At 60.4% G+C, this 23626-nt stretch carries 24 protein-coding genes; 3 read left to right on the top strand and 21 right to left on the bottom strand.

Annotated elements, in window-relative coordinates; genetic code table 11:
- Window positions 1-4 precede the first annotated feature (4 nt).
- Window positions 5-187 (bottom strand): 50S ribosomal protein L32, encoded by a 183-nt coding sequence (gene rpmF / locus AC1Z1G_RS08625; RefSeq protein WP_008375086.1) that lies wholly within the window; start codon window positions 185-187, stop codon window positions 5-7.
- Between the two features lie 13 nt (window positions 188-200).
- Window positions 201-728 carry a YceD family protein gene (locus AC1Z1G_RS08620; protein WP_008152342.1) on the bottom strand — a complete coding sequence of 176 codons (528 nt, stop codon included), beginning with the start codon at window positions 726-728 and terminating at the stop codon, window positions 201-203.
- A 105-nt stretch (window positions 729-833) separates the two neighbouring features.
- Here AC1Z1G_RS08620 and AC1Z1G_RS08615 point away from each other — a divergent pair, with 105 nt between their 5' ends.
- Window positions 834-1412, top strand: a complete 579-nt coding sequence (locus AC1Z1G_RS08615; RefSeq protein ID WP_483626404.1) for a Maf family protein — start codon at window positions 834-836, stop codon at window positions 1410-1412.
- 78 nt (window positions 1413-1490) lie between these two features.
- Here the strand turns inward: AC1Z1G_RS08615 and sppA are convergent, their stop codons facing one another.
- Genes sppA through rluC form a run of 3 tightly spaced genes read right to left on the bottom strand, consistent with a single transcriptional unit; the run spans window position 1491 to window position 4116 of the window.
- On the bottom strand, window positions 1491-2480 hold the full coding sequence (sppA, locus tag AC1Z1G_RS08610; protein WP_483626402.1) for a signal peptide peptidase SppA: 990 nt from the start codon (window positions 2478-2480) through the stop codon (window positions 1491-1493).
- A gap of 24 nt (window positions 2481-2504) precedes the next feature.
- Entirely contained in the window at window positions 2505-3167 is a 663-nt protein-coding gene (locus tag AC1Z1G_RS08605) for an HAD-IA family hydrolase (RefSeq protein WP_483626401.1), read from the bottom strand.
- Complete coding sequence (gene rluC, locus AC1Z1G_RS08600; protein ID WP_483626399.1) at window positions 3154-4116, bottom strand: 23S rRNA pseudouridine(955/2504/2580) synthase RluC; 963 nt, start codon at window positions 4114-4116, stop codon at window positions 3154-3156. The genes AC1Z1G_RS08605 and rluC overlap by 14 nt, the downstream gene beginning before the upstream one ends.
- Before the next feature lie 740 nt (window positions 4117-4856).
- On the opposite strand from rluC, the gene rne reads away from it, so the two are divergent.
- Window positions 4857-8030, top strand: a complete 3174-nt coding sequence (gene rne, locus AC1Z1G_RS08595; protein ID WP_483626398.1) for a ribonuclease E — start codon at window positions 4857-4859, stop codon at window positions 8028-8030.
- Between the two features lie 198 nt (window positions 8031-8228).
- Here the strand turns inward: rne and AC1Z1G_RS08590 are convergent, their stop codons facing one another.
- From AC1Z1G_RS08590 to AC1Z1G_RS08535, 12 genes are all read right to left on the bottom strand, one after another.
- Window positions 8229-8819, bottom strand: a complete 591-nt coding sequence (locus tag AC1Z1G_RS08590; protein ID WP_483626397.1) for a nucleotidyltransferase family protein — start codon at window positions 8817-8819, stop codon at window positions 8229-8231.
- Window positions 8816-9799, bottom strand: coding sequence for an XdhC family protein (locus AC1Z1G_RS08585; protein ID WP_483626395.1), 984 nt, complete (start codon window positions 9797-9799; stop codon window positions 8816-8818). The genes AC1Z1G_RS08590 and AC1Z1G_RS08585 overlap by 4 nt, the downstream gene beginning before the upstream one ends.
- Window positions 9799-12120, bottom strand: a complete 2322-nt coding sequence (locus AC1Z1G_RS08580; protein ID WP_483626393.1) for a xanthine dehydrogenase family protein molybdopterin-binding subunit — start codon at window positions 12118-12120, stop codon at window positions 9799-9801. Before AC1Z1G_RS08580 ends, AC1Z1G_RS08585 begins: the two co-directional genes overlap by 1 nt.
- A complete protein-coding gene (locus AC1Z1G_RS08575) occupies window positions 12117-12587 on the bottom strand; it encodes a (2Fe-2S)-binding protein (protein WP_483626391.1) in 471 nt (156 codons plus the stop codon). Before AC1Z1G_RS08575 ends, AC1Z1G_RS08580 begins: the two co-directional genes overlap by 4 nt.
- A gap of 235 nt (window positions 12588-12822) precedes the next feature.
- On the bottom strand, window positions 12823-13842 hold the full coding sequence (murB, locus tag AC1Z1G_RS08570; RefSeq protein WP_483626389.1) for a UDP-N-acetylmuramate dehydrogenase: 1020 nt from the start codon (window positions 13840-13842) through the stop codon (window positions 12823-12825).
- Window positions 13839-14303: a low molecular weight protein-tyrosine-phosphatase gene (locus AC1Z1G_RS08565; RefSeq protein ID WP_483626387.1), complete on the bottom strand. Its 465-nt coding sequence runs from the start codon at window positions 14301-14303 to the stop codon at window positions 13839-13841. The genes murB and AC1Z1G_RS08565 overlap by 4 nt, the downstream gene beginning before the upstream one ends.
- Window positions 14303-15067: a 3-deoxy-manno-octulosonate cytidylyltransferase gene (gene kdsB, locus AC1Z1G_RS08560; RefSeq protein ID WP_483626385.1), complete on the bottom strand. Its 765-nt coding sequence runs from the start codon at window positions 15065-15067 to the stop codon at window positions 14303-14305. Before kdsB ends, AC1Z1G_RS08565 begins: the two co-directional genes overlap by 1 nt.
- Window positions 15064-15249 carry a Trm112 family protein gene (locus tag AC1Z1G_RS08555; RefSeq protein WP_087265487.1) on the bottom strand — a complete coding sequence of 62 codons (186 nt, stop codon included), beginning with the start codon at window positions 15247-15249 and terminating at the stop codon, window positions 15064-15066. The genes kdsB and AC1Z1G_RS08555 overlap by 4 nt, the downstream gene beginning before the upstream one ends.
- Window positions 15250-15275: 26 nt before the next feature.
- Entirely contained in the window at window positions 15276-16286 is a 1011-nt protein-coding gene (gene lpxK / locus AC1Z1G_RS08550; RefSeq protein ID WP_483626383.1) for a tetraacyldisaccharide 4'-kinase, read from the bottom strand.
- Entirely contained in the window at window positions 16286-16714 is a 429-nt protein-coding gene (locus AC1Z1G_RS08545) for an ExbD/TolR family protein (RefSeq protein ID WP_483626381.1), read from the bottom strand. Before AC1Z1G_RS08545 ends, lpxK begins: the two co-directional genes overlap by 1 nt.
- Window positions 16711-17346, bottom strand: coding sequence for a MotA/TolQ/ExbB proton channel family protein (locus AC1Z1G_RS08540; RefSeq protein ID WP_483626379.1), 636 nt, complete (start codon window positions 17344-17346; stop codon window positions 16711-16713). The genes AC1Z1G_RS08545 and AC1Z1G_RS08540 overlap by 4 nt, the downstream gene beginning before the upstream one ends.
- Before the next feature lie 98 nt (window positions 17347-17444).
- Complete coding sequence (locus tag AC1Z1G_RS08535) at window positions 17445-19682, bottom strand: DNA internalization-related competence protein ComEC/Rec2 (protein ID WP_483626377.1); 2238 nt, start codon at window positions 19680-19682, stop codon at window positions 17445-17447.
- Window positions 19683-19817: 135 nt separating this feature from the next.
- Between AC1Z1G_RS08535 and AC1Z1G_RS08530 the strand changes: the two genes are divergently transcribed.
- Window positions 19818-20333 (top strand): DUF2062 domain-containing protein, encoded by a 516-nt coding sequence (locus AC1Z1G_RS08530; protein WP_483626375.1) that lies wholly within the window; start codon window positions 19818-19820, stop codon window positions 20331-20333.
- Between the two features lie 119 nt (window positions 20334-20452).
- Here the strand turns inward: AC1Z1G_RS08530 and AC1Z1G_RS08525 are convergent, their stop codons facing one another.
- The 4 genes from AC1Z1G_RS08525 to AC1Z1G_RS08510 all read right to left on the bottom strand — a co-directional run bounded on the left by AC1Z1G_RS08525 (window position 20453) and on the right by AC1Z1G_RS08510 (window position 23621).
- Entirely contained in the window at window positions 20453-21232 is a 780-nt protein-coding gene (locus tag AC1Z1G_RS08525) for an ABC transporter permease (RefSeq protein ID WP_347904887.1), read from the bottom strand.
- Window positions 21229-22161, bottom strand: coding sequence for an ABC transporter ATP-binding protein (locus AC1Z1G_RS08520; protein WP_483626373.1), 933 nt, complete (start codon window positions 22159-22161; stop codon window positions 21229-21231). The genes AC1Z1G_RS08525 and AC1Z1G_RS08520 overlap by 4 nt, the downstream gene beginning before the upstream one ends.
- Before the next feature lie 133 nt (window positions 22162-22294).
- A complete protein-coding gene (locus tag AC1Z1G_RS08515) occupies window positions 22295-22918 on the bottom strand; it encodes a glutathione S-transferase (RefSeq protein WP_483626371.1) in 624 nt (207 codons plus the stop codon).
- A gap of 43 nt (window positions 22919-22961) precedes the next feature.
- A complete protein-coding gene (locus AC1Z1G_RS08510) occupies window positions 22962-23621 on the bottom strand; it encodes a transglutaminase-like domain-containing protein (protein ID WP_483626370.1) in 660 nt (219 codons plus the stop codon).
- Window positions 23622-23626: the final 5 nt, after the last annotated feature.

Below are 23626 nucleotides of genomic sequence, written 5' to 3'. Positions count from 1 at the left end.
GTGATTACTCGTCAGCGCCCTTGTCGATCACTTTACGGCCACGGTATACGCCTTCTGGCGATACGTGGTGACGCAGGTGAACTTCACCAGTGGTTTTTTCTACAGACAGGGTGCTAGCCGAGAGAGCGTCGTGCGAACGACGCATGTCACGGGCAGAGCGGGATTTTTTGTTCTGCTGAACAGCCATAATTGATTAACTCCTAAACGTTTGGGTCACGCTTTAACTGCGCCAATACACTGAACGGGTTGGACCGCGTTACCTCGTCCTCGCTCGGTTCGGGCTCATCGAGACCCGCCGGCTGCTGGCATTCTTCCGGATGATGAGCAGGCACAATGGGCAAGGCGAGCAAAAGCTCCTCCTCGATCAGTGACTGCAGATCCAAAGGATCTTCGCCCAGTTCCAGCACGTCATAACCTTTCGGCAACGACTGGGTATTCGCACCCTCCTTCACCACAGCATAACTGCATTCGCTGTGAATCGGCAGGGTGACCAGCTCAAGACAACGCTGGCAAACCATTTTGACCTCGGTGTCGATAAAGCTGTGAATTACCACAGATTTACGTTCATCTCGTTCAAAAACGAATTTAGCCTGCACCGTACCGACAGTGTCGGAAAGCGGGTCGCAGAGTCTCTCCAAATCGGCCAGCAGCATTTCACCTTGAAGGGTGGTGCCACGATCAGCCAATTTGCGCGGGTCAACGTGAGGTGGAATCGGGTCATTCAACATAGGCGCAGCATTATAGGGATGCACCCAGCCATGTCAAAGGAAATTCAGCCCTGTGCGTCACTTGCAAGCCTCGCTAGAATTTACAACTGACTTTTGGAGAGCCGCATGCTGCCTTTATTACTCGCTTCAAGCTCGGTTTATCGCCGGCAATTGCTGGCCCGCCTGCAATTACCATTCATCTGCAGCAGCCCGGATATCGACGAACGCCATCAGCACGGCGAATCAGCAGCCGACCTGGTAAAACGCCTTGCCATGGAAAAAGCCCAGGCCCTGTCAGACAGCCACCCTGCACACCTGATCATCGGCTCGGACCAGGTCGCCGTCCTCAACGACCAAATCATCGGCAAGCCCCACACTTTCGAGAAAGCCCGCGAGCAACTCCTGGCGGCCAGCGGCACCCGGGTGACCTTCCTGACCGGCCTGGCGCTGCTCAACAGCCAGACGGGCCACTGCCAGGTCGACTGCATCCCCTTCACCGTACACATGCGCACACTGGATCAAGCAACCATCGAACGCTACCTGCATGCCGAACAGCCCTATGACTGCGCTGGCAGCTTCAAGGCCGAAGGGTTGGGCGTGAGCCTGTTTCAAAGCACCGAAGGGCCAGACGCCACCAGCCTGGTCGGCCTGCCACTGATTCGCCTGGTAGACATGCTGCTGGCCGAAGGCATACAAACCCCCTAGACCATCCGCAAACCTTCGAAACTACGCAACCCACAAAAAACCGGCCACGAGGGCCGGTTCTTTTGTACCGCGAAACACTCAACGCAACGCAGGCCCCTGAAAGCCCATCCACATGGCTAACTGTGCAGCCACGCTGGCACCGAGCTTCTTGGAGAAACGATCGAACGGCGACTCCTGAATCGTGAAGTCGACCAGTTCTTTTTCACCAATCACGTCACGCGCCACCGAACTGGCACTGCCCAGACCATCGATCAAGCCCAACGGCAACGCCTGCTCGCCCGACCAGACCAGCCCGGAGAACAGCTCTGGATGCTCCTTATCCTTCAGGCGATCACCACGCCCCTTCTTGACGCTGGCAATGAACTGCTGATGTGTCGTATCCAGCACACCCTGCCAGAACTGTGTTTCTTCAGGCTTTTGCGGCTGGAACGGATCAAGGAACGACTTGTGCTCGCCCGACGTGTAGGTCCGACGTTCGACGCCAAGCTTCTCCATGGCGCCGACAAAGCCATAACCGGCCGCTGTCACACCAATGGAGCCCACCAGGCTCGCCTTGTCGGCGTAGATCTGATCCGCCGCACTGGCGATGTAATAAGCACCCGAGGCACCTAGATCGGAAATTACCGCATAAACCTTGATATTCGGATGCAGGGCACGCAGCCGGCCGATCTCGTCATACACATAGCCCGACTGCACCGGGCTGCCACCAGGGCTGTTGATGCGCAGCACTATACCCTTGACCTTCGGATCCTCGAACGCCGTGCGCAGACTGCCGACGATATTGTCGGCACTGGCCGGTTCCTTGTCGGCAATCATGCCCGTGATCTCGATCAAGGCTGTGTAGCCCGGCCCGCGAGTCGCGCTTTTTTCAATGTCCATCAGCGGCGTGAAGAGGATCAGCGCGACGAACAGATAAACAAACGTCAGCAGCTTGAAAAAGATCCCCCAGCGTCGCGAGCGCCGCTGCTCCTGAACACCCGCCAGCAGCGTCTTCTCCAGCAGCTTCCAGCTCTTGTTGTCACCACTCTCGGCACCGGCCTTCACAGGCTCCTTCCATTCGTCGGTCATGCCATCTTCCCCAGCAAAAATCGTTTAGGCGCGCTGGCTCAGCCAAGCGTGCAATTGCGAAAAATGATCAATGGCCAGCCGCGGCTCGAACGCACGCAAGGCTTCCATCGATTGAGCACCATAGCTGACCGCCACCGAATCCATCCCGGCATTGCGCGCCATCTGCAAATCGAAGGACGAGTCCCCCACCATCAACGCCTGCTGCGCACTAACACCACAATGCGCGAGAATTTCTTCCAGCATCAGCGGGTGCGGCTTGCTCGCGGTTTCGTCGGCGGCACGGGTGATATCGAAAAAATCTTCCCAGCCATGAGACTTCAACACCCGATCCAGACCGCGACGCGCCTTGCCGGTGGCCACAGCGAGCTGATAACCCTCGGCGCGAAAGGCTTCCAGCGACTCCAGCACCCCCTCGAACAGCGGCGAAGGCACAGCCTCGGATGCGATGTAGTGATCCGCGTAATGCTGACGGAACGCCACCAGCTCGGCATCGCCAATCTGCGGATAAAGCGTACGGATCGCTTCTGGCAAGCCCAGGCCGATAATGCCTTTGACCGCCAGGTCATCGCGCAATGCAAAACCCGAGCGCTCAGAGGCGACATGCATCGCCTCGACAATCCGACCAATGGAGTCGGCCAGCGTGCCGTCCCAATCGAAAACCAGCAGCTTGTAATCAGATGGGTGCACTCAGGCGCTCCACGGTCTTGGCCCACATTTCATCCACGGGCGCCTGCAACTTCAGCTCGCCACCCTCCGGCAGCGGCACGGTCAGCATGTAGGCATGCAGGAACAGGCGCTTTCCGCCCAGATCGCGGATTTCCTTGCTGAAATCGTCATCGCCGTACTTGGTGTCGCCCGCAATGCAATGGCCGGCGTGCAGGGTGTGGACGCGAATCTGGTGAGTCCGACCGGTAATCGGCCTGGCTTCGATCATGGTGGCAAAGTCACCGAAGCGACGCAGGACCTTGAACACGGTCACAGACTCCTTGCCCTCCTCCTCGTCGACCTCGACCATGCGCTCGCCGGAGCGCAGATTGCTCTTGCCCAGCGGCGCACGGACTTGCTTGATCGATGCCGCCCAGTTACCGCGGACCAGCGCCATGTAGCGCTTGTCGACGCCGTCACCGCGCAATGCCGTATGCAAGTGACGCAGCATGCTGCGCTTTTTGGCGATCATCAGCAGGCCGGAGGTGTCACGATCGAGACGGTGAACCAGCTCAAGCTCCTTGCAATCCGGACGCAACTGACGAAAGGCTTCGATCACGCCGTAATTCAAGCCACTGCCGCCATGAACAGCAATGCCACAAGGCTTGTTGATCACGATCAGCGCCTTGTCTTCGAACACAATCGAAGCTTCGAGGCGCTGGAGCAGGCCTTGTGCCAGTGGCACCGGCTCGTCGCGCTCAGGCACACGCACCGGCGGCACGCGCACGATATCGCCCGCCTGCAGCTTGTATTCGGGCTTGATCCGACCTTTGTTCACTCGCACTTCGCCTTTACGCAAAATGCGGTAAATCAAGGTCTTGGGCACGCCTTTGAGCCGAGCGAGAAGGAAGTTATCAATACGTTGGCCGGCATATTCCGGCGAGACCTCAAGCAGTTGGACGCCTGGGGTCGAGGGGGCAGTAGTCGTCATGCCGCGAATGATAACAATTTTTTATGGAATTGAAGCACTTAATCATTGCTGCTATAGTCGCGAACGCCGCCAAAAGCGGCCCGGACAGAGGATCAACGGCAAACAGCCGGCCCTGACCAACGCAATTCATCAGGACGCGAGGCCGTCCTACGGGGCTTTCGCTACCAATGGAAGGTTCGTGATTGTAACGAGCGCAGGTGACATGAGGCCTGAAGCGAGTGCAGCAAACTGAGTTACCGCTCGTCTGTTGCGCCGATATTTACGGCCAGTTCACAAAGTGCAGTCAGTCTCGAATCAAGCCTTGAGCGAATGCTTCGGAAACAACGCCTGTTACAAGCCGGGTGATGTGCAACACCCCTCACCCGGTCTTGATTAGCCATGAGCGTGAACTCCCCTTTGGAGAACACGGTAAATGCCAACCCGCTGCGGATTCTGCGCGCGGCAGCACCCGAATTATCAGGGATACGTGTAGGGTGGAGATGCACAACCGTCGGACTGTGTAGCACTAGGCTTGTATTTAGACGCTTCATCTCGTCCACAGTCGCCGGTTGATTCCTCCTCCTGACTGAGTGCTTAAGTAGCCACAGCAAGCAGGACGCGTACGTCGCGAGTTCGCCCCCATTGGTCGAGCCTCGCTAGACACTGGAGTGGCCAACCACTTCTGACGCACCTGACACCGACCGTGAGAAGTCGTGTGTGCCGAACGCCGTTTCCGGCAGCCCGGAAACCGACGGTACTACATGAAAAGAATGCTGATTAACGCAACTCAACCCGAAGAGTTGCGTGTTGCACTGGTAGATGGCCAGCGCCTCTACGACCTGGACATCGAATCCGGTGCACGCGAGCAGAAGAAGGCCAACATCTATAAAGGCCGGATTACTCGTATCGAACCAAGCCTTGAGGCTGCCTTTGTCGATTTCGGCTCTGAGCGCCACGGCTTCCTGCCACTCAAAGAAATCTCCCGCGAATACTTCAAGAAAGCCCCTGAAGGCCGCGTCAACATCAAGGACGTCCTGAGCGAAGGCCAGGAAGTCATCGTTCAGGTCGAAAAAGAAGAACGTGGCAACAAGGGCGCCGCCCTGACCACGTTCATCAGCCTGGCCGGTCGTTACCTGGTGCTGATGCCGAACAACCCGCGTGCAGGCGGTATCTCCCGTCGTATCGAAGGTGAAGAGCGCAACGAACTGCGTGAAGCCCTGAACGGTCTGGTTGCCCCAGCCGACATGGGCCTGATCGTGCGCACTGCCGGCCTGGGCCGCAGCAGCGAAGAAATGCAGTGGGACCTCGACTACCTGCTGCAACTCTGGACCGCCATCAAAGAAGCTTCGCTGGATCGCTCTGCCCCCTTCCTGATCTACCAGGAAAGCAACGTGATCATCCGCGCGATCCGCGATTACCTGCGCCAGGACATCGGCGAAGTGCTGATCGACAGCGTTGAAGCCCAGGACGAAGCCCTGACCTTCATCCGCCAGGTGATGCCGCAGTACGCCAGCAAGATCAAGCTGTACGAAGACAGCGTGCCGCTGTTCAACCGCTTCCAGATCGAAAGCCAGATCGAGACCGCTTTCCAGCGCGTCGTTGAACTGCCTTCCGGCGGTTCCATCGTTATCGATCCGACCGAAGCCCTGGTGTCCATCGACATCAACTCGGCGCGCGCCACCAAAGGCAGCGACATCGAAGAAACCGCCCTGCAAACCAACCTTGAAGCGGCCGAAGAAATCGCCCGTCAGTTGCGCCTGCGCGACATCGGCGGCCTGATCGTCATCGACTTCATCGACATGACCCCTGCCAAGAACCAGCGCGCCGTGGAAGAGAAAGTCCGCGAATGCCTGGAAGCCGACCGCGCTCGCGTGCAGGTCGGTCGCATCTCGCGCTTCGGCCTGCTGGAAATGTCCCGTCAGCGCCTGCGTCCATCCCTGGGCGAAAGCAGCGGCATCGTCTGCCCGCGTTGCAACGGCACCGGCATCATCCGTGATGTTGAATCGCTGTCGCTGGCGATCCTGCGCCTGATCGAAGAAGAAGCCCTGAAAGACCGCACCGCCGAAGTCCGCGCCCAAGTGCCGATCCCGGTTGCCGCGTTCCTGCTCAACGAAAAACGCAACTCGATCACCAAGATCGAACTGCGCACCCGCGCCCGCATCGTCATTCTGCCGAACGATCACCTCGAAACGCCGCACTTCGAAGTTCAGCGTCTGCGCGATGACAGCCCGGAAGCCCACATCAACCAGTCCAGCTACGAAATCGCTGCTGCCGCTGCTGAAGTGGAAGAAGTCCAACCGGCCGCCGCCACTCGCACCCTGGTTCGCCAGGAAGCTGCTGTGAAAACCGCGCCCGCCCGCGCCAACGCTCCGGTCCCAACCGAAGCCGCTGCTGCTCCGGTTGCCGCGCCAGCCGTCGTGCCAGAGCCAAGCCTGTTCAAAGGCCTGGTGAAATCGCTGGTCAGCCTGTTCGCCACCAAGGAAGAGCCTGCAGCCCCGGTTGTGGTTGAAAAGCCAGCCTCCGAGCGTCCGGCACGCAATGAAGAGCGTCGCAACGGTCGCCAGCAAAGCCGCAACCGTAATGGTCGCCGCGATGAAGAGCGCAAGCCACGCGAAGAACGTGCACCTCGTGAAGAACGCGTACCACGCGAGCCTCGCGAAGAGCGTCAACCACGCGAAGCCCGTGAAGAAACCCCGGCAGTAGCTCGCGAAGAACGCGCGCCACGCCCACCACGTGAAGAACGTGCTCCACGCGCCCCTCGCGAAGATCGCAAGCCACGTGGCGAGCGTGAAGAGCGTCCGGTGCGCGAACTGCGCGAACCGCTGGATGCTGCTCCGGCCGCTGCCGCTGCTGAAGAGCGTCCGGCTCGCCAGCCACGCGAAGAACGTGCCCCACGCCCACCGCGTGAAGAGCGTCAACCACGTGCAGAGCAAGCTGTAGCGGCTGTTGCCGAAGAAGAACTGCCGAACGAAGAGCAACTGTCCGAAGACGCTCAGGACAACGCCGAAGGCGATCGTCCACGCCGCCGCTCCCGCGGTCAGCGTCGTCGCAGCAACCGTCGCGAGCGTCAACGCGATGCCAACGGCAACGTGATCGAAGGCTCGGAAGAGTCCGAAACCAGCGAAGAGCCAACGGGCGCTGAACTGGCTGCCGGCCTGGCGGTTACCGCTGCTGTTGCCAGCACCGTGATCAGTGCTCCAGCCGAAGCTCAGGCTCACCAGCAAGCCGAACGTGCCACTGCCGTGGTTCAGGACGCTGCTGCGCAAGTCGCTCAGGTTGAAGCGCCCGTCGTGGAAGCGACAACTCCGGTCGAAGCACCAGTCGCCCCTGCCGTTGAAGTGGCCCAGGTTCGCGAAGTACAGCCTGAAGCTCAAGCGGTCGTTGAGCCGGTTGTTGTCGCTCAAGAGCCGGTTGTCGTTGCAGAACCTGTGATTGAAGCGCCAGTTGCTGAAACAGCGCCTGAAGCTCGCGAAGAGCAAACTGCGTTCAACTGGGTTGCAGAGCCTGTAGCGGTTGAGGCTCCGGCACCGGTGGCTGAAGTGGTTGTTGCACCGGTGGTTGTGGCTGCCGAGCCGGCTCCAGTAGAAGCGCCTGTGGTTGCCGAAGTGGTTGCACCGGTGGTTGAAGCTGCACCTGTCAGCGCGCTGACCGAAAATGGCCGCGCGCCGAACGACCCACGTGAAGTGCGTCGCCGCAAGCGTGAAGCCGAGCGCCTGCAGAAGGAAGCCGAACTGGCTGCCGCTGCTGCCCCGGTTGCTGCCGAGCCTGCTCCGGTTGTCGCTGAAGTGATCGAGGCAGCTGCTGCCCCGGTGACTGAAGTTGCCGCCGAGCCTGCTGCCCCGACCATCGACGAGAACCTGCGTTCCGTTGACGAAGTGGCAGAGCAACACCCTGAGGCCCTGGAAAAAGAACACGAGCCTAAACCCCTCGCCTGATTCCATCAGCCACTAAAAACCCCGCCTGGTTACCCAGGCGGGGTTTTTTTATGCCTTTGAACATCACATCGATCCCCTGTGGGAGCGGGCTTGCTCCGGGTAGCGCTCCGACGAAAGCGGTTCAACATTCAACATTAATGCAAGCTGACTCACCGTCTTCGCGAGCAAGCTCACTCCCACAGGGGAACTGCGCCCGGACTACCTGAATACCAGCGCCGCTGGCACGTCCACATCCCACAACACACCTGGGTCATCCACCACCCACTCAACAACCTTCGCCGACGCAAACAACGGCTTCGCCCCGCGATCACCGGACAACGCAATCAGCTGCGCACCAAACGAACGCCCAAACCCCACCGGATGCCCAAACTCGCCGCCCAGCACGGGCACACTGATGGTATCGACGGCTATTCCCTCAACAATCCGTTCAATACTTGATGGCAAGACAAACGGCATATCCCCCAACACCACCAGCCAGCCATCAAGCTGCGAACACGCCGCAACCCCAGCCGCAATGCTGTCCCCCATGCCTGTCGATTCAATCAACACCGTCTCGCAACCATAAGCCTTCGCCATACGAATCACCTGAGGGCGATCCTCAGTGGTGACCAGCACGCGCCGTTCAAGGCTGGCCGGCAGATTCACCAGCACCTGCTCGATCACCGAACGCATGACACCGTCACGCCCCACACAGTCCGCCAACAGTTTGTCCTTCTCGACACCCGTTACCTTGCGGAACCGACTGCCCTGCCCCGCTGCCAGCACGATGACGCCGACGGGCTCGCTCACCCGCCTGCCTGCGACGGTTTTTTCTGCTGCAACTCGACGCCATTCTTGATCGCCACAATCTCGGCCATTAACGACAAGGCGATTTCCGCCGGGGTATGGCTGCCGATGTACACGCCGACAGGGCCGTGCAGCCGCTCGATGGCCTGAGCGGACAAGCCCAGCGCCGCGAGGTTTTCACGACGTTTTTGGCTGTTGGTCCGCGAACCCAGCGCCCCCACGTAAAACGCCCTGGAATCCAGCGCAGTCAGCAGTGCCATATCGTCCAGCCGTGGATCGTGGGTCAGCGCGACAATCGCCGTGCGCTCATCGGTCTGGATACTCAGCACGGCCTCATCGGGCATGCCCGGTACGAAACGCCCATGTTGCGCTTCCCAGCCATGCACAAACTCTTTGCGCGGGTCGCAGATCAGCACTTCGAAATCCAGCAACCGCGCCATCTCGGCGACATACCGCGACAACTGCCCCGCGCCGATCAATAGCAGCCGCCAGCGCGGACCGTAAATCGCACGCAAGGTACGCCCATCAAAGGTCAGGGCCTCGTTTTTGCTGGCCGCCTGCAACACCACGGCTCCAGTGTCGAGGTTCAGTTCGCGAGCGACAATCTCATGGGCCTCACAACGTGCCAGCAGTTCTGCAACCCAGGCCGGATCACCCACCCGCTCTTCGGTCAGGCGCAGAGTGCCGCCGCACGGCAAACCGAACCGAGCCGCTTCTTCGCGGGTGACGCCATACGTCATCAACTGCACCACCGGCCCTTGCGGCGCGATACGGCCGTCATGCATCCGGGCAATCAGATCGTCCTCGATGCAACCACCGGACACCGAGCCGATCACCACCCCGTCCTCACGCAACGCCAGCATCGCGCCCGCAGGCCTGGGCGCACTGCCCCAGGTCTGGACCACGCTGTAGAGCATCACGCGATGCCCGGCGCGGCGCCACTCCAGCACGCTGCGCAGAACGTTCAGGTCGACGCTGTCCATCAGGCTTTGGCCTGCTGCCAGCCTTGCAACTGATAACGCACCGGAAGGTTGCGGATACGCCTGCCGGTGGCGGCAAAAATCGCGTTGCACAGCGCTGGCGCAATAGGTGGCACACCCGGCTCACCGACGCCACCCAACGGCACATCGCCCGACGGGGTCACCAGATGCACTGCGATCTCCTTCGGTGCCAAAGACATGCGCGCCACTTCGTACATGTGGAAGTTGTCCTGCTGGACCTTGCCGTCCTTGAAACTGATTTCCCCCAGCACCGCGTTGCCCAGGCCCATCACACAGGCCCCCTCGAACTGCGAGCGGATGCGCTCCGGGTTGATCTGCGGGCCGCAATCCACGGCAATGTCCGCCTTGTGCACGACGAGCGTACCATCGCCCTTGACTTCAACTTCGATCACCGCCGCCACATAAGTCACAAAGCTGTAATGCACCGCCAACCCCAAGCCACGCCCCTTGGGCAACTCACGCCCCCAACCGGCGGCTTTGGCGGCGGTTTCCAGCACGCCTCGCAGGCGCGCGGTATCAATCGGATAACGCTGCGGCGATTCACCGTAGTTCCACTCTTCACTCAAGGTCCTCGGATCAATCTGACGATCTGGCCCGAGCAGTTTGATCTGGTACTTGAGCGGGTCCTGACCGGCCTTGTGCGCCAACTCATCGACGAAGCTCTGGATCGCAAAGCCGTGAGGAATGTTCGACACGGCGCGATACCACCCCACCCGTGTATGCGCCGCCGCTTCAGGGTTTTCCAGGCGCACATTGGGAATCGCATAAGCCATGTTGGTAAAGCCCATGCCCAGTTCGGCCGCACCCTGATTGACCACTGCGGGTGCAAACAATGCAGTCATGCTAGGCGCCACGGTACGATGCAGCCAGCTCGTCGGGAGCCCGTTACTGCCCAGGCTGGCCTTGAGGTACTGCATCGACACAGTATGAAAATAGGAGTGATGGGTATCATCTTCACGAGTCCATTGCACACGAACCGCTTTTCCCGGCATGGCCCTGGCCAGAATCGCCGCCTCAAGGACATAGTCCGGCTTGGCCTTTCGACCGAATCCACCTCCCAGCAAAGTGACATTGACCGTCACTTTCTCGGAATCTATACCCAAACGCTCTGCCACTGCGTCCCTGGCCCTTTGCGGTGACTGGCTCGGCGCCCAGACCTCACAACGCCCATTGTCAAAGCGTGCGGTAGCGACGACTGGCTCCATCGATGACTGAGCCAGATGCGGTAAATAGTAGAGGGCTTCCAACTGAACGCCAGCCTCGCTTATCGCCTTATCGACATCCCCGCTATTGCGCACGACTTTGCCTGGCCGCAAAGCAGACGCCTCCAGCTGCTGACGGTATGCAATAGAGTCATAACTGGAGTTGATGCCATCCACCCATTCGACCTTAAGCGCTTCGCGCCCCTTGATCGCTGCCCAGGTGTTCGTTGCAATCACGGCTATTCCGCCTAAAGGCTGAAAGGCAGAAGGTAACGGACGACTGTCGATCTGCATGACCTTGATCACCCCCGGGACCCTCATCGCGGCACTGGCGTCGAAGGATTTGACGGTACCTCCGTATACGCCAGGTCGCGCGACAGTGGCAAAGAGCATGCCGTCAAAATGCACATCGGCGCCGTACTCAGCAGTGCCATTGACGATATCCACACCGTCGACGGCCCAGTTCGCTTGCTTGCCGATGTAACGGAACCGGGAAGGCTCCTTCAGGCGCACGCTATCACGGGCAGGCACCCTTAACGCACCGGCAGTCGCTGCCAAGGCACCGTACCCCAACGTTCGGCCACTAGGCAGATGAACCACAGTGTGCAATTGCGCACGGCACTCGATAACCGGCACATTCCATTGCTCGGCCGCGGCGCGTTCAAGCATTGCCCGGGCCGCCGCGCCGCAACGGCGCATCGGCTCATACCAATGACGCATGCTGCGCGAGCCGTCAGTATTCTGATTACCATAGCGCACCTCATCCCCTGGGGCTTGCTCGACACTGACTTGGGCCCAGTCAGCCTCCAGCTCATCGGCAACCACCATTCCCAAGCTGGTGCGTATGCCCTGGCCCATTTCAGAACGGTTACAGATCACTGTCACATGACCGTCAGCAGCAATACTGATGTAAACCTTAGGGTCGTCGACCCATCCGTTGGGCATCCCGTCGGCACCGAACTTTCTTTCTTTTTCTTCAGCGAATGCACCCTGCCACCCCCAACTGGCTGCCAATACCAACGCCCCAGTGACGCCGACCCCTTTGAGAAATCCGCGCCGACTGAGGTTGCTCAGGGCGAAATCATTGGGCATCTGGCTCATGCCGTGGCCTCCTGCAACTGCGTGGCTGCCTGACGAATCGCTGTTTTGATACGGTTGTAGGTGCCGCAGCGGCAAATGTTGCCGACCATCGCCTCTTCGATCTGTTCGTCGCTGGGCCTGGGATTGATTTTGAGGAGCGCAGTGGCCGACATGATCTGCCCACCCTGGCAAAAACCGCACTGGGCGACAGCTGTATCCAGCCAGGCTTGCTGGACCACCTGCCCGACCGGGTCGCGATGCAGGTTTTCAATAGTGACGACGTCCTGCCCTTTCACCGAACCGACTGGTGTGATGCAACTGCGCGCCGGTGCGCCATCGACATGCAGGGTGCAGGCACCGCACAGGCCCAGCCCGCAGCCGAACTTGGTGCCGCTGTAACCGGCCACGTCGCGGATAGCCCAGAGCAGCGGCATGTCCTCGCTGACGTCGAGTTGATGGTCTTGACCATTGAGCTTCAGGGTAATCATGGGCGCGCCCGCCTTGTTATAAGAGTTATGGGGACGAGCAATCTGTCGTTTGACAGTGGCTGGAGGTACACAGATCTGCTCGGTTGATCGGCTCTTTCATAAAAGCCTTCAGACCTTACTAGGCTCAATGAACCATCTTCAGAAAAAAAGTTAACCGGGTATTAACAAAAAAGCCCTGAAACCAAAGCAGGTTCGCAGGGCTTTTAGGGCTCTAAATCAAGGCTTAAAGCGTAGATCAGTACTGATTCGGCTCCATTTCCAGCTCGACATTGAAACGTTCGGCAATGTCTTTCTGGATGCGTTGCGCCAGGTTCAACAACTGCAGCCCTGTCGCCGTGCCGTAGTTGACCAGCACCAGCGACTGCAAGCGATGCACACCTGCGTCACCGTCACGGAAACCCTTCCAGCCGGCCTGCTCGATCAACCAGCCTGCCGCCAGCTTGACCCTGCCGTCCGGCTGCGGATAGCCGATCAACCCTGGGTGGGCGAGCCTGATCTCAGCCGCCAGCACCGCCGACACCAACGGGTTCTTGAAGAAACTGCCGGCATTGCCGAGCACGGCAGGGTCCGGGAGTTTTTCGCTGCGGATGCTGCATATAGCCTGACTGACATCCGTCGCGGTCGGATGATCGATGCCTTGCTCGGTCAGGCGTTGACGCACCGGGCCATATTCCAGGTGCAAATGCTCGACGCGGTCGAGGGCAAAGCGTACCCGCAGAATCAACCAGCGCCCTACCTGCTGCTTGAACACGCTGTCGCGGTAGGCGAAGTTGCAGTCGGCCAACGTGAAGTCCCGCAGTTCGCCGGTCTGGCGGTCCAGCGCGGTCAACCCGGCAAACACATCCTTGATTTCGACCCCATAGGCGCCGATGTTCTGCATCGGTGCCGCCCCCACAGTGCCGGGAATCAGGCTGAGGTTCTCAAGGCCCGACAGGCCCTGCGCCAACGTCCACTGGACGAATGGATGCCAGGTTTCCCCGGCCTCGGCCTCGATCACCACCTGGCGGCCATCGTCACTGACTACACGAATGCCCCGCGTGGCCATGCGCAGTACCAGCGCCGCAATATCCGCGGTCAGCAGCAGGTTGCTGCCGCCGCCGATCACCAGCAACGGCACAGTGTGCGCGGCAGAGTATGCCAGCGCTTCGCGCACATCGGCATCGCTGTGGGCCTCGGCGAACAGCTGCGCACGGACATCCACACCAAAGCTGTTGAACGGCTTGAGTGAAACCTGCGAGTGCAGGTACAAAGTCATAAGCGTCCCTTCAATTCAATCACCAGCAGATCGCTGGCACGCTCGATCAGGTCCAGCACCTGCTCAAAGCCTTGATCGCCGTCGTAGTACGGGTCCGGCACTTCATCCACGACCGACTCATAACGGCGCAGGAACAAGTCCAGTTCTGCCCTGCCCTTGGCCGGCTGCAATGCCTTGAGGTTGCGCAGGTTGCTCTGGTCCATCGCCAGGATCAGGTCGTAGCTTGCGAAATCGGCGCGACTCACTTGCCGGGCACGCTGGGCCGACAGGTCGTAGCCCCGGCGCAGCGCGGCCGCCTGGCTGCGCTTGTCCGGCGCCTTGCCGACATGCCAGTCGCCAGTGCCTGCGGAAGCGACTTCGACCTGATCGGCCAGCCCCGCTTCACGCAATTTATGACGCAGCACGCCTTCGGCCGTGGGCGAACGGCAAATGTTGCCCAGGCAGACGAACAGAACCCGCATCAGGCCTCCAGCAGGCGACGGACGCGCTCAAGGTCTTCAAAGGTATCAACACCGGCGGGCGGCGCGATCACTGCGTCGGCAACGTGAATCCGCACGCCGTGCCACAGCGCACGCAGTTGCTCCAGGCACTCGGTGTTTTCCAGCCAGCATGGCCCCCAACTGACGAAGTCATGCAGGAAACCGGCACGGTAGGCGTAGATCCCGATGTGGCGGCGATACGGCACGCCGGCCGGCAATAGCTCTCGGCTCTTGGCAAAATCGTCCCGCGCCCACGGCAAGGTGGCGCGGCTGAAGGTCAGCGCCAACCCGTTCAGGTCGCTGACGACCTTGACCACATTGGGGTTGAACAGGGTTTCAACGTCTTCGATCGGCTCAGCCAAGGTGGCCATGCGCGCTTCGGCATGGGCGGCCAGGTTCGCGGCCACCTGATCGATCACCACCGGTGGAATCAACGGCTCGTCGCCTTGCACGTTGACCACGATGGCGTCCGGCGCCAGGCCCAACTGCGCGGCAACTTCGGCCAGGCGGTCAGTCCCGGAATTGTGATCAACCCGGGTCATTACCACTTGCGCACCAAACGCCTGGCAAGCCTCGACGATGCGCACATCATCGGTGGCCACGACCACACGCTCGGCGCTGCTTTTGCAGGCCTGTTCCCAGACATGCTGGATCATCGGCTTGCCGGCGATCATCTGCAGCGGTTTGCCCGGCAGGCGCGTGGAGGCAAAACGCGAGGGAATAACGACGGTGAAGGCTGTGGTCATTTATCCAGACGCTCGTCAGTGGTCAGGGTACGGGCTTCACTTTCGAGCATGACCGGGATGCCATCGCGAATCGGAAATGCCAGGCCAGCGCCTTTACTGATCAGCTCGGTTTTGTCGGCGCTGAGCTTGAGCGGGCCTTTGCAGATCGGGCAGGCGAGGATGTCGAGCAATTTGGTGTCCATGAGAATTCCCTGGATAAAAAGCGTTGTTAAGGCAAAAGCCGTGCAGGCAACAGGCGCATCAACTGCGTATCGAACCAGGCCACGAAGGCCGGCGATGGGCTCGCGTCGACCGCCAGATACCACCAGTGCGCCCTCGCGAAGGCACGGCACTTCACCGCGTCTTTCTCGGTCATCACCAATGGCAATGCCGGCGTAAAATTCAAGGCCGCCGCGCTGTACTCCGCGTGGTCGGCAAAAGCATGGGGAACAGGTCGCCAGTGTAGCGTTTCAAGGGTCGTGAAGAAACGTTGCGGGTTGCCGATCCCGGCCACTGCATGCAAGGCCTGACCGACGGGGAAGTGGTCCAGCGGACGGCGCTCGCCGGTCAGCAGATTGACCAGTGCGGTGGGTTGCAACTGAAAGGCAAACCCGTCGTCGCGATCCGCCGTGGCGCCGTTGTACAGCACCGCGTCAACGCTTTGCAGGCGCTCGACCGGCTCACGCAAGGGCCCTGCCGGCAAACAGCGCCGATTGCCCAGACCGCGCGCGGCGTCGATCAGCACCAGTTCGAGGTCCCGCGCCAAGCGGTAGTGCTGCATGCCGTCGTCGGAGAGGATCAGGTCCAGCGGCTCTGCCTCAAGCAAGGCCTGCACCGCACGGCTGCGATCCGGGTCGATCATCAATGGCACACCCGTGCGCTGGACGATCAGCAGCGGTTCGTCACCCGCCGTGTCGGCGATTTGATCCGCCTCGACTCGCCACGGCAATTGCGGCGGTTTGGCACCGTAACCCCGACTGACCACCCCGACCCGCAGGCCGCTGCGCTGGCAATGTTCGATCATCCACAGGATCAGCGGCGTCTTGCCGGTGCCGCCCACGGTGATGTTACCGACCACGATCAACGGCACCGCTGGCTGGTAAATCTCACCTTCGCCCGCCAGGAAACGCTCACGCTTGCGCGTGACCACACGCCGGTATAGCCACTCCAGCGGCTGCAACAGCTTCAATGCCGGATGACCGGCGTACCAGGCGGCGAGTAATCGATCGGACATGGCCATCAGTGTGCTGGCGCCGCCTCGACCGTGGTCATGCGCAAGTGGGTAAACCCCAGCTTGCCCGCGGCGTCCATCGCTGTGATGACCGCCTGGTGCTGGGTCTTGCCGTCGGCGCTGATGGACAATGGCAGGCTAGTGTCGCCGCTGGATTCTTTCTGCAACGCGTCGATCAGGCTGGCCAGGTCACTCTTGGGCAACAACTGGTTATTCACCGAAAACACACCTTCGGCGCTGATGGCGATGTCCAGCTGTTTGACCTGCTGGTCTTCGGCGGGCGAACCGCTGACCGCCTCCGGCAGGTCGACACGCAGTTGGGTTTCACGGGTGAAGGTGGTCGTCACGACGAAAAACAGCAGCAGGATAAACACCACGTCGATCAACGACGCGAGGTTGATATCCACGTTCTCCCGTTGCTTGCGGCGGAATTTCACGCTTTGCCCTCGGCCAGATCAACGTCACGGTCGCCCTGCACCACTTCGACCAGCTTGATCGCTTCCTGCTCCATGCCCACAACGAGTTCATCGATCCGCCGTTGCAGGAACCGATGGAAGAACACCGACGGGATACCCACCATCAGGCCCGCCGCCGTGGTGATCAGGGCTTTGGAAATACCACCGGCCAGTACGGCAGCGTTGGTGCTCATGCCCGTGCCCATGAACGCACTGAAGATATCGATCATGCCCAGTACCGTGCCCAGCAAGCCAAGCAACGGCGCCATGGCCGCAATGGTGCCCAACGCGTTGATGTAGCGCTCGAGTTCGTGGATCACCCGGGCCGCTGCCTCTTCGATGCACTCTTTCATGATCTCGCGACCATGTTTGGAGTTCGCAAGGCCCGCCGCGAGGATCTCGCCCAACGGTGAGTTGGCACGCAGTTCCTTGAGTTTGTCTTTATTGAGTTGCTTGTCCTTGATCCACACCCAGACCTGCCCGAGCAGGTGTTCCGGGGTCACGCGGCTGGCTCGCAGGGTCCAGAGACGCTCGGCGACAATCGCCATGGCCGCGATGGAACTCAGAATGATCGGCAGCATCATCCAGCCGCCGGATTTGACCAATTCCCACACAGTGACAGCCCCCTCGAAAAAGTGCGCCACTCTAACATAGGGGGTCGGCGCACCGAAGACCGTGATGTCGCATGTCGTCCGGCTTTAATAACCCTCGGTTATGGATCCACGCCGGGGCGCTCACGCCAGAACCGTGCCTGCTCACGCAGGGCTTCGGGCGTCGATGAGTAGTCGCCTAGTTGCAGGCGCAGGGCACCGTGTTCGGTGCTGTCATAAATCGCCATCCCCAAACGCCGATAACGCGCCACGACCTGCGGATGGGGATGGCCGAACGAGTTGCCGTGCCCACGAGAAATCAGCACAGCCCTGGGCGCGAGCGCCACTAGCATGGGCATCGATGACGAACTGCGACTGCCGTGATGCGGTGCCTGCAACCAGTGCGTGGTCACCGCCAATGGACTGTCGAGCAATGCCCGCTCAGCGAAAGCATCAATGTCACCGGTCAGCAGCAAGCGCTCCCCATTGGCCTCGACCTGCAAGACACAGGAACGCTGATTGCTCTCCCGGGCGTCGGGCCACTGCCACACTGCAAAACGCACCCCGTCCCACTCCCAGCGCTTGCCGCTTTCACAGCCTTGAGCGAGCAGTTCGGCAGGCAGCGCGGCCGGGTCGCCACTGAGTACCTGGCCCACCGGCAATCCGCGCATGACCGCACCGGCTCCTCCGGCGTGGTCGGCATCGGCATGGCTGAGCAGCATGAGGTCGAGCTTCTTGACCCCCAACTTGCGCAGCGACGGCAGCACCACCCGCTCACCCAGGTCGAACGTTCCGAAGCGCGGTCCCGCGTCGTAGAGCATTGTGTGATGACGCGTGCGGACGATAATCGCCAGCCCCTGACCGACATCCAGTTGCCAGATTTCCGCGCGCCCCTCCGGTACACGACTGGGCGGGGCAAACACGATTAACAGCAGCATCGGCCAACCCAGCACGCGCAACGGCACACCCTTGGGCAGCAATAATAGAAAGGCTCCCAACGCACTGATCCCCAGGACCCACAGCGGCAACACGGGTGGAATCCAGGCCGGAACATGGCCGGCCATGTACCCCAAGGCGCTGAACAACAGATCGAGCAAACCGCCAGCCACCCAGAGCAATCCCTCGCCGACATAGGGCAACGGCAGCAGTAACGTCCCCAACAACGCCAATGGCAACACCATCAGGCTGATCCAGGGCACGGCAAGCAAATTGGCGATTGGCCCGCCAGGGCTGATAGGCAACCCAAGCGCCAACAGCAACGGACACAAGCCAATCGCGATCAGCCACTGGGCGCGGGTCCAGGTCTGCCACCAGCGCCACGCGCCCAAACGACCGCTGAAGGTGAAGATCAACACCGCCACCGCCGCAAATGACAACCAGAAACCGGGTTGCAAACTGGCCAGCGGCTCCAGCAACAACACCGCATCGAGGGCCAATAACAACGGCCACCAGGCGCCCAGATGGCGAAAGCGCAAACGCCATAACAACACCAACCCGATCATCACGCAGGCCCTGCGCACCGGCACCTCGAACCCTGCCAGCAAGCCGTAACCAAGCGCCGCCGCAAAGGCCAACCCACACGCCCACGGCAGCCAGGGCCAGCGCGTCGGCCACACCCCATAACGGGCCAAACCGGCAATCAACAGATACACCAACCCGGCCAGCATGCCGACGTGCTGCCCGGAAATCACCAGCAAATGCACAGTCCCGGTGTCCTGCAGAATGCGCCAGTCTTCGGTACTCAGGCCCCCGCCATCCCCCAGCACCAATGCCGTCAGAGCGCCCGTCCGGCCCTGTGCATCGACGCCCGACAAACGCTGCCGGACGCCATCGCGCCATGCACCTTGAGCCGGGTGCAACAACTGCCCGTCCTTGACCGTCCCGGTGGCCCCGATGCGTCGCGCCAGCAGCCAGGCGTCGTAGTCAAACGCCTGAGGATTGAGCAACCCCGCGGGACGATTCAACTTCACTGCCAACCGCCAGCGTTCACCGCTATTGATGGGTGGCCCGTCACGCCAGGACAAACGCATCAGACTCGGTAACCGTGCACGCCGCGACTGTGCATCGGCCAGTTCAAAACGCACCCGCCCCTCCTCCATGTCCGGCAGCCCCACGACCCGTCCTTCGACCCAACGGGTTTGCCCGTCCAGGCCAGGCGCCAGACGATCATCCAGCGCCCACTGCGCGCTGATGCAGGCCCAACTCAAGCCCAGCAGATAAAACGCCAAGGGATAACTGCGAAACGGCAACAGCATCAAGGCCAGTACTGGCAACAGCAGTAACAGGCCGGCCGGCGGCAGCACCGGTAAAAAACGCAGGGTCAACAGACCCAATGCGAGCGCCAACATCCCTGTGCGCATAAGCCCGTCCTTGAGAGTCCCCTCTCTTGGATTAGCCGACTGAAACCTGTGCGCATTTATTAATTGTCACAAAGTCTGAATTGGCCATCGCTAGAATCCGGGCATACTTGCCGCCTGAATCGACCGAGAAGCCCTATGCCACGGCGCTTATTCAAACGTTACATGCCAGATCCAACGAGCATCCGGGAACACAAATCCTTACGCTTTCTCGGCACCCTGCTGCATGACCCGAACCTCTGGCACCTCAACCGGCACTCCGTCGCCCGCGCCATGGCAGTGGGGTTGTTTGCCGCATTCCTGCCGATTCCGCTGCAAATGCTGGTGGCCGCGATCCTCGCCATATCCGTGCGCGGCAACATTCCGATTGCGGTGAGCCTGGTCTGGCTGACCAACCCGATCACCATGCCGGTGGTGTTCTTCTGCACGTACCAGACCGGCGCCTGGCTGATGGATGTGCCCGCCCGCACCCTGCCGGACGAACTGACCTGGGAATGGATCAGCGGCGAGTTGTCGACACTGTGGAAACCGTTCTTGCTGGGTTCGGTAGTGGCAGGCCTGGTGTTTGGCGCCCTCGCCTATTGCATGACGATGACCTACTGGCGCTGGTGGGTCAGCCGGCAATGGAAGCGGCGCAAGAAAAACCGGATGTAGAAACGCAAAACGGCCTCCAAAAATTGGAGGCCGCTTTTTATGTGGCATCTGGGATGACGCCATCGCGAGCATCGGAACGCCGCCCGGTTCGCGCCCACAAGAATCGGGTTTGCCGTAGGTTATGTACGCATCCCGCGCCCGCTGACCAGCAGCCGTGCACACCCGATGTACAGCACCACGGTCGCTACCAGCATGAAGGTAATGGCGATGCTGATCTTGATGTCCGAGACGCCCAGGATGCCGTAACGGAACGCGTTGACCATGTGCAGCACCGGGTTGGCCAGCGACACGGTCTGCCAGAACGGCGGCAGCAGGCTGATGGAGTAGAACACCCCGCCCAGGTACGTCAGCGGTGTCAGCACGAAGGTCGGGATAATCGAGATATCGTCGAAGTTGCGTGCAAAAACGGCGTTGATGAACCCCAGCAGCGAGAAAATCGTTGCCGTCAGCAGCACCACCAGCAGGGTAATCCCCAAATGGTGCACTTGCAGGTCAGTGAAGAACAGCGAGAGCAGCGTCACGATCACGCCCACCGCCAGCCCACGCAGCACCCCGCCCACGGTGTAGCCGATCAGAATGGTGTGTGGCGAAACCGGTGAAACCATCAACTCCTCGATGGAGCGCTGGAATTTGCTGCCAAAGAAGCTCGATACCACGTTGCCGTAGGCGTTGGTGATCACCGACATCATGATCAACCCTGGCACGATGTACTCCATGTAGGTGAAGCCACCCATGTCGCCGATCTGCCGACCGATCAGGTTGCCGAAGATCACGAAGTACAGAACCATCGTGATCGCGGGCGGCAGCAGGGTTTGTGGCCAGATCCGGGTAAAACGCCGAACCTCGCGGTAAACGATGGTATTGAGCGCAACCAGGTTGGGCTTCAGTTCGGAACTCATACGGCCACCTTCGCCAGATTTTTCTCCACCAGAGACACGAACAGCTCCTCGAGGCGATTGGTTTTGTTGCGCAGGCTCAGCACTTCAATGTTCTGCGTCGCCAACTGAGCGAACAACGCCGTGATGCCTACTGCCTTGTCGACCTGGACTTCCAGGGTGTGCCGGTCCACCAGGCGGCTCGGATAGCCTATCAGTTGCGGCGCCACGCTCATGTCGTGTTTCAGATCCAGCAGGAACGTCTCGACATGCAACTGACCGAGCAGGTTACGCATGCTGGTATTTTCGACGATGGTGCCGTGGTCGATGATGCCGATGTTGCGGCACAGTTGCTCAGCCTCTTCCAGGTAATGCGTGGTGAGGATGATGGTGATGCCTTTCTCGTTCAGTTCGGTGAGAAAGGTCCACATCGAGCGCCGCAGTTCGATGTCCACGCCTGCCGTCGGCTCGTCGAGGATCAGCAAGCGCGGCTCATGAACCAGTGCGCGCGCAATCATCAACCGACGCTTCATGCCGCCCGACAGGGAGCGCGACGGCACATCGCGCTTGTCCCACAGCCCGAGCTGCGTCAGGTACTGCTCGGCGCGCTCCTTGGCGATTTTCGGCGGGATGCCGTAGTAACCCGCCTGGGTCACGACGATGTCGAAGGTCTTCTCGAACTGGTTGAAATTGAATTCCTGGGGCACCACGCCAATGCAACGCTTGAGCGCTGCCGGGTTACGGTCCAGGTCGTGGCCAAAGATACTCACGGTGCCGCTGGTCTTGTTCACCAGGGTCGAGAGAATGCCGATGGTGGTGGATTTGCCGGCACCGTTGGGGCCCAGCAAGGCGAAAAAATCACCTTCGGCGACGTCCAGATCGATACCACTCAGGGCCTGGAAACCGTTGCCGTAGGTTTTGGTTAGCTGCCGGATGGACAGAGCGGAACTCATATCGGATTTACGCACCAAGAAGGGAGGAAAAGAATAAATAGGGGTGGGCGGCGCCCAATGCAACCACGGCGCAGGAACGCAATGGTGCTTGGCGACGCCGCACAAGTACAGTCAAGTGTGTTGATAGTCAGTATTAAGTCAACGCAGTCATGACCGCTTTTTGATACGCCGGGCGCTGTTTCAGGCGTGCGTACCAGGCTTCCAGGTGCTCCATGCGCGGACGCTCGATGGGCATTTCGAACCAGGCATAAATAAAGCTGCCCAAGGGGATATCGCCGACGCCGATCTGCTCGCCGGACAGGTAGGGCTGCACGGACAACGCCTGGTCGACCATTTTCAGCAACTCGGTGCAGGCACTCAGCGCCGAATTGATTTTTACCCAGTCCTGCTGATCCGCCGGGGTGCGCAACACACCCCAGAATACCTGGCGAAACGGTTCGGCGAAGGTCGAGGTGGTCCAGTCCATCCACTTCTCGGCCGCCGCACGTGCCTGTACATCGGCGGCGTACCAGTGACTGTTCGCAGCGTGACGAGCCGCCAGATAACGCACGATAGTGTTGGATTCCCACAACACAAAACCTTCATCCTCGATCACCGGGATACGGCCATTGGGGTTCATCGCCCGGTACTCGGGAGTATCGACCACGCCGAAGGCACCACCCGCGTCCAGCGCTTGATAGGTCAGGCCCAGTTCCTCGGCGCACCAGAGTGCCTTCCTGACATTCGATGAATTTTTCCGACCCCAGATCTTCAGCATGACCGCTCCTCAATGGATGAATGCCGGGGCAGTCTACGCCGGATCAGGCGCGACTCAAATCGCTCTGCATGTCACCCAGGCGGGTGGGCATCGGACCGCCGAACAAGTGCGGATAGCACTTTTCCAGGTGCGCAAAAAAGAACGCCTCAGGCACATCGGGGAACTGGCCGTGGTCCACCAGGTACTCCATCGATTGCTGCCCCTGGCGGTTGAACGGGTGGAAAATACTGTCGTTCATCCCGTCGAAGTCCAATGGTGGTACATCGAACAGTTCGCAAAGTTTCTGGTTGAACGCCGGCGTGGCCTTGACCCATCGACCGTTCAGATACAGCTCGGTGTAGCCGTGCATGGCAAACACATCACTCTTGAGCAACTCGATCAGACGTGGCGTCGAGAGATGATTGCGTACATCCGCCAGCCCGATGCGCGCCGGAATCGAACAATGGCGCGCGCACCCGGCCAGCAACGTGGCCTTGGGCACGCAATAACTTTCGCCGGTCGCCAGCGCGTAACTGCCGCGCAGCGTCTGCGGGTCAAGGCTGAAGGTGTAGGGGTTGTACCGCACCGCCTCACGCACGGCGTAATAGAGGCTCACGGCCTGCTCGATCAGGTCACGACTGTGACCACGGTGCTTTTCAGCGAACTCCACCACCGCAGGGTGGTCACTATCAATGAAGCGTCCGGGACTCAAGTACTCGTGCATGAGGA

This window comes from Pseudomonas sp. JL27(2026) (genome assembly GCF_056933555.1).
Note: the sequence above shows the minus strand (reverse complement) of the source record. Positions and strands in the feature narration are given on the sequence as shown.